The following is a 6,015-nucleotide window of genomic DNA, read 5'->3' as shown; positions in this document are numbered from 1 at the left end:
GGGCGGTGTCGCGTCCGCGCCGCCGCGGTTCCCGAGGGTGGAGCCGGCAGTTAGAGCAGGCGGGCTTCGAGGTAGACGGTGCCGGAGCGACGCAGCAGGATTTCGACGAGGGAGGCCGCCGCTGCCACGGGCACGAGCACCACGGCGGCGACGATGGCCAGCATCCGCACGCCGACCGACTGGTTCACCCCCCGGGCTCCTTCTCGGCGCAGGGCCTGGTAGAGGTCGGGCTTTCCCGGCAGCAGGCCAACGAGGCCTTGGAGCCAGCCGATCAGAATCTGTCCGGCCCGCACGTAGGACACTCGCTCAACCTTGAATCCGGCGGCGCCCAGGCCACTGCGCAGGCTGCGGGTAGTGAGGTGGGCGAGGTGGCGCGGAATGTCGAGATGAAGCCAGCGGTCGCCGAAGCACTGCGCCTGGAGGCTGTCGTTGTTGGGGACGGCCACGATCACGATTCCGCCGGGGAGCAGGAGGCGGGCGGCCTCACTAATGGCCTCTCCGGGGTTGGGGAGATGCTCCAGTGAATGCCAGAAGATCACTCCGGCCCATTGGCCGTCGATCTCGGAGAGCGCCGCGTCGCGAAGGTCGGTGCGGGTGGGGTTCCGTTCGAGCCCAGTGGCCTCGCGACCGCAATCTCGTAAGGCATCGATCAGGGTGCCGTCCCCGGCACCGACGTCGAGGACCGGGCCAGGGGGCATGATCTGGTCAACCCGGGAGGCGAGTAACCCTCGGGACCGGTTGAGAATGGCATCGGCGGCGAAGAAGAAACGTCGTTCGGCCGGAGGCCGGTACCAGTCGCCGTAGGCGGCGGCCAGCTCGTCATCGGTGGGCGGCGGGTCGGTGGTGGCCGCCCCACAAGAGGCGCAGCGGGTGCGCAAGGTGAGGTGGGTGGACCGATTGTCGAATGGCCGACGGCACCAGATGCAATCGACGGCAGTGGGAACCGGAGCCGCTGAGCTCACGCGGCGGCTCGGCGACAAACGGCGCAGACGTCGAGTGCTTCGGGGAGGTCGGTGTCGGCGAGAAAGAAGTCGCTCACCTCGATGGCCGCCGCCCGAGGGTCGGGTTTCTCACGGTTTCTGAGCAGTACCGCGTCGTAGAGCCACTGCTTGGTGCGGATGGGTACGAGGCGGCGCAGGCGGAGCGGGTCTTTGGCGAGGAGACGATCGAGTTTCGCCCTTTCCTCCAGCACAATCTCCATGTAGCGAGGTGATCCGAACAACCCGTGGATTTCCACCTGGGGGAAATACTCCTCGCACACTTCCTTGAGTTCGGCATGGTCAAACTCGCGGAAATGGTACGGATCGATGATCTCGTCGGGTCGGCCGAGGGTGAGCCGGTTGGGGGTGACGAACATGGCGGTACCCCCGGGCTCCAGTACCCGGGCCACCTCGGCCACCACCCGTTCGGGGTCGGGAACGTGTTCCATCGACTGCACCGAGAGCACGGCGGCGAACTCGCCGTCTTCGAAGGGCAATTCGCGCATGTCGGCGACGACGGTCTCCCGTTGCTGGCCCTCGAGGGCACCGGGCGAGATGTCCAAGCCCACCGTCTCCCGGGGAGCCAACAAGTGGTAGCTGTGGCCGATCCCACAACCAACATCAAGCAGACGCCCTTGGGGAAGGAAGCCGTCGGCGAGGGCATAGGCGGCCACATGACGTTGCCAGGTTGGGTTGAATCCGCCCGCCGCGGTGAGGACACGCTCGCCGGTTCGTTTCATCGATGCCACCCCGTTCGACAGGCTTGCCCATGCGGCGGAGCCAAGCAGGTGAAAGTGTGGCACGGCGCCAGCTTTCATGCGATTTAGCGACCCTCAGCCTAGTGGGGTGTGATGGCCTCGGTCGGTGCCTCGGTTAGTGGGTGGCGAAGGCGGATCCCGGAGTAAGGCACGCTGGGCCCGAGCGGTATGCTGCGGCTTCCCTCCCGGCGTCGGCTCAGTGAGGAAAGGGGCAGCGGGTGAGTGATGAAAAAGCGGTAGGGGCACACCAGTTCCCGCTGCTCGATCCGCTTCGTGGCATTGCCGCGATGTCGATTCTCCTGGTCCACACATCACTCTGGTCCAAGGCCCAGGACAATCCTGGGTATGGGCGCTTCTTTGCTCACCTAGACATCGGCGTTCCGTTTTTTTTCGTCCTGTCAGCCTTTCTTCTCTACCGGCCGTTCGTGCAGGCACGCGTGGCGCGTACTCCTCGTACCCCCTTCCGTGACTACGGGCGACGCCGGTTCGTTCGCATCGCCCCCCCCTACTGGGCTGCCCTCACGATCACCGCGATCATTCCGGGCATGGTGGGGGCCTTCACTGGTAACTGGTGGGTCTATTACGGCCTGCTGCAAAACTTCCCGGTGTTCACCCCCACGGGCGTGTGTGCCGATCCGTTCGGTGCGGCCCGCTGTGGGATTCCGGTGGCCTGGAGCCTGTCGATAGAGGTGATGTTCTATTTGTGCCTGCCGCTGTTCGTGCTGGCCATGGCCTGGTTGGGTAGGCGACGGTGGGGGGGCCTAGTCATGCTGGCCCTGAGTGCGATGGCGATGATCACCGCCATCTCCCGCGTGATCCAGGCGTCGGGTCCGAAAAGCCGCACGCGCCAAAGTCTCTTCTATTCCCCACTGGGTAGAGGGTGGTGGTTAGGACTCGCGGTTGGTACTGCTGCCGTGTTGTTTGTTTTGGCCATGGTCTGGGTGGGCTGGCGGTGGCGGGGGGGCCTGCTCACGCTGGAACTGAGCGCGGTGGCTTTGATCACTGCCATCTCCGTCGTGATCCAGGCTTCGGTTCCGACAAGCAGCATCCACCAATGGCTGTTCTATTCCCCGCTGGGTAGGGGGTGGTGGTTCGGACTGGGTCTCGGCATGGCCGCCGTGTCGGTGGACGCCGGGATGCGACGGAGTGAACCGGGGTTTGTGCAGTGGCTGCGTCGTCATCCCAATGCTCCGGTGGTGGGGGGGATCGTGCTTTATGCATGGGCGGCGGGCCTGCTGCTCGAGCCCAGATCCACCTTGGCGTTTCCCTTCAAGATCGACAAGGCCCTCTATGTGGCCCAGTACCTGTTGTTTGGCGTGATCGTGGCTCTGTTCATGCTGCCGGCGGTGTTTGGCACCGATGGCGGCGGCTTCGTTCGGCGGGTATTGCGGAACCGCACGCTCGTGTGGTTTGGCTTGGTGTCCTACGGGATCTTTCTGTGGCACTTTCCGGTGCTGATTCTCCTGCTGGACCACCCGGTACTCCTCGGCCATCGGGTAACGGCCTTCGTTCCCCTTACCGTATTGACCTGCGTCATGACGGTGGCCTGCGCGTCGGTGAGCTACTACGTCCTCGAGCGACCGCTGATGCGCAGGGTCCGTCGACGGCACTCCGGACTGCAGGCGACGTAGGGATCTATCCCGCCCGATCGGTCGGTGATCGAAGGCGATCAACGGCCCGGTACGGTGAGGATCTCCTTTGGTTGCGTCGGTGTATCCTTTGGTGTCTCAATCCCACCACAGATCAACTAGACGCGAAGATGGGTAGATGGCCACCGAGGAACCTGGAGAAACGCCGGTACCGGGGGAGCGCGAGGCAGGGGTTTCCCTGGGCGCGGCGGTGGCATTGAGTACATGGTTCGCGCTCGGGATCATGTTGGTGGCGGCACCGGCGATCTGGCAAGTGATGCCCATCACGAAGTTGCCGCGACCGTTCCCGAGCCACCATCAAGACGCCGAGTCGTTGATCTACCTCGTCACCTTTGGGCTGGCGCTGCCGCTGGGGGTAGCGGCCTCGGCGTGGTTATCGAACCGGATCGCGGCGGGGCCCAATGCCCCGCGGTTGCCGGTGGTGTCGGCCTGGTTGGGAGCCGGCCTCGGTTTGGTCGTGGTGTTCGACCGGATTTCGCGAGAACTTCCCTGGGGTGGGGGCCACCTGGTGCTGGCGGGGGCAGCGGTTCTGTGGTGGGCGGTGGCGATTGGCGTGTTGTTCCGGACGGCCTCGGAGCGTCCGTGGCCATCGGTGGGTCGGGACGAACCGCACCGATCTTGGTGCTACCCACTGTGCGTTGTGTACCTCGGGGCCGTGGCCATGTGTTTCGTCAAGAGCGAGTCGATCTCGTGGCTGGTGCTGCTGGGGCTGGTAGTGGTGGCGGTGGCGGTGCTGGTGCTCAGTGAGAAAGTTCGGCTGCCGGAGGTCACAGGAGGGCTGGGCGGCTTGCTGGACGTTGGGTTGGTGGCGCTGCTCGTGCTGGCGGTGCCCAATTTATTGCCCCTGGCGGCGTGGGTGCCGGCCTCTCCGTTCGATACCAACGTGGTGCAGTGGCATCAGAACTTCTACCTAGGACCGGCCAACCAGATCCTGGCCGGCGACGCAATGTTGGTTGATGTGATTTCGCAGTACGGGGTTGGTTCGATTTATTTTCTGGCCGGGGCGTTCAGGGTGATCCCGATCGGCTACGGCACCCTCGGTTTGGTTGAGGGGATGCTCTCGGCGTTGATGTTCGTGGGCGCCTTCGTGGCGCTGCGGATGGCGGGGGTCTCTCGGTGGCTGTCGGGTTGGGCCATGACGGTGGCGGTGATTGCGTTTGTTTATGGGCTTCAGGCCCCGATCGGCGCGCTGCTCCAGCACGGCGCGTTTCGCTTCGGCCTGCCGGTGGGGGTGGTAGTGGGGGCAGTGGCCGAGGCGCGCTGGCCCCGGCACGCCACGGCGGCCCGCTTGTTCCAGTTGCTTACCTTCGCGGTGGCATCGGTGTGGGCACTCGAGGCGTTCGCGTACACGTTGCTCACGGTGGTGGCGGTGGCCGGATTCGACGTGGCGCTGCAACCTTCTGGCCGACGCCGGCGGGAAGCGTTCCGGTGGGTGACGCAGGTGCTAGGTGCGTGGATCCTGGCGCAATTGGCGCTCACCACCGGCACGCTCGCGTGGCGCGGCGAACCACCCGACTGGGGTTGGTACCTCAATACGCTGCGCCAGTTTCTTCTCGGGCCGCTGGGTGATTGGACCTACGACTTCTCGTCGTTCTCGCCGGGCATTGCCCTGGGGGCGGTGTATCTAGCAAGTGCATCGGCCCTGCTCACGATGGGGATTCGTCGTCCGGCCCTGCTTCGGCAGCAGCGGGTGATCCTGACCGCCATCGTGGGCATGACGGCGTGGGGCGTGGCCCTGGTGAGCTACATCGTGAACCGAGGGGCCGACCACATCATCCCCTACGTCTCACTGCCGGCGGTGGCCCTCGGGGCGCTGTGGGTGGCCTTCCTCCGCAGTCCTGAGGTTGAGGTTCCCCCGCCGGCTCGCCGCGCCGTGCTGGGGATCGCGCTGGGCCTCAGCGCCGTGTTGTTGGCGGTGGCCTGGTCCCCCGCGCAGGTACGTTTCCCGCAGTCGGCGTTAGCCCATGTTGCCCCCGGCGGCCCGTCGCTGAAGGCGGCCTTGCAGAAACTGGCCGATCCCCCCGCCGTGAGGGAGGCGGCGCCGATGGGCGAAAAACTCCTCAACCAGTACTTGCCGGGCGAGCGGCGCAGCATCGTGCTCACCAGTGCGGAACTTTCGGTGGAGATTCTGATGCGGTCCGGGCGGGGCAGCGCCGTTCCCTTCGGCGACCCCAGCGAGGACAGCTTTGTCCCGGAGCAGCAATTCAAGCCGTTAGGGGCTTTTGTGGCCGGATTGACGGGCGGGGAGCGGGTCTTGCTCGACCGGCCCGGCCGCGAGGCCTACGACTTGTTCCGAGCCAACCCCGGCCGGCCGGGGTTGGCGCCGATCACCTCGGCCGCCCTTGTGCCGTCGGGGTTGGCCTCATTGCAGACATGGGTCCTGAAGGAGATCGGCCTGCGCTTTGATCTCCGCACGATTGTTGTGGATGAAGGGAGTGGGCTTGAGGTAGTGGAGTTGGTTCCGCGGTCTCCGGTGGGGTGAGGCCGCTACGCTTCGGCGGCGTGATTAACCGGCTTTTCGGCGCTGGCTACTCGGGCGGGTGTTGGCCTCTTCTTCATTGCCGCTAGGAGCACGTGTGACGCAACCCCGGAGTGAGGTGAGCCGGTTGTTGCGGCATCCGGCGGTGG

The 6,015-nt window shown here is 65.6% G+C and carries 4 protein-coding genes; 2 read left to right on the top strand and 2 right to left on the bottom strand.

Features of this window, described 5'->3' with window-relative positions; genetic code table 11:
- Positions 1–50: 50 nt before the first annotated feature.
- Both EXQ71_12720 and EXQ71_12715 read right to left on the bottom strand, forming a co-directional pair.
- Positions 51–962, bottom strand: coding sequence for a class I SAM-dependent methyltransferase (locus EXQ71_12720; GenBank protein MSO88357.1), 912 nt, complete (start codon positions 960–962; stop codon positions 51–53).
- The gene (locus tag EXQ71_12715; GenBank protein MSO88356.1) at positions 959–1,798 is read right to left on the bottom strand and encodes a class I SAM-dependent methyltransferase; all 840 of its coding nucleotides are present in this window, start codon (positions 1,796–1,798) and stop codon (positions 959–961) included. Before EXQ71_12715 ends, EXQ71_12720 begins: the two co-directional genes overlap by 4 nt.
- A gap of 158 nt (positions 1,799–1,956) precedes the next feature.
- Here EXQ71_12715 and EXQ71_12710 point away from each other — a divergent pair, with 158 nt between their 5' ends.
- Positions 1,957–3,369 (top strand): acyltransferase, encoded by a 1,413-nt coding sequence (locus EXQ71_12710; protein MSO88355.1) that lies wholly within the window; start codon positions 1,957–1,959, stop codon positions 3,367–3,369.
- Positions 3,370–3,505: 136 nt separating this feature from the next.
- On the top strand, positions 3,506–5,869 hold the full coding sequence (locus tag EXQ71_12705) for a hypothetical protein (protein ID MSO88354.1): 2,364 nt from the start codon (positions 3,506–3,508) through the stop codon (positions 5,867–5,869).
- Positions 5,870–6,015 lie beyond the last annotated feature (146 nt).

Source organism: Acidimicrobiia bacterium, assembly GCA_009694375.1.
Classification (GTDB): Bacteria; Actinomycetota; Acidimicrobiia; order Acidimicrobiales; family VFJN01; genus VFJN01.
Note: the sequence above shows the minus strand (reverse complement) of the source record. Positions and strands in the feature narration are given on the sequence as shown.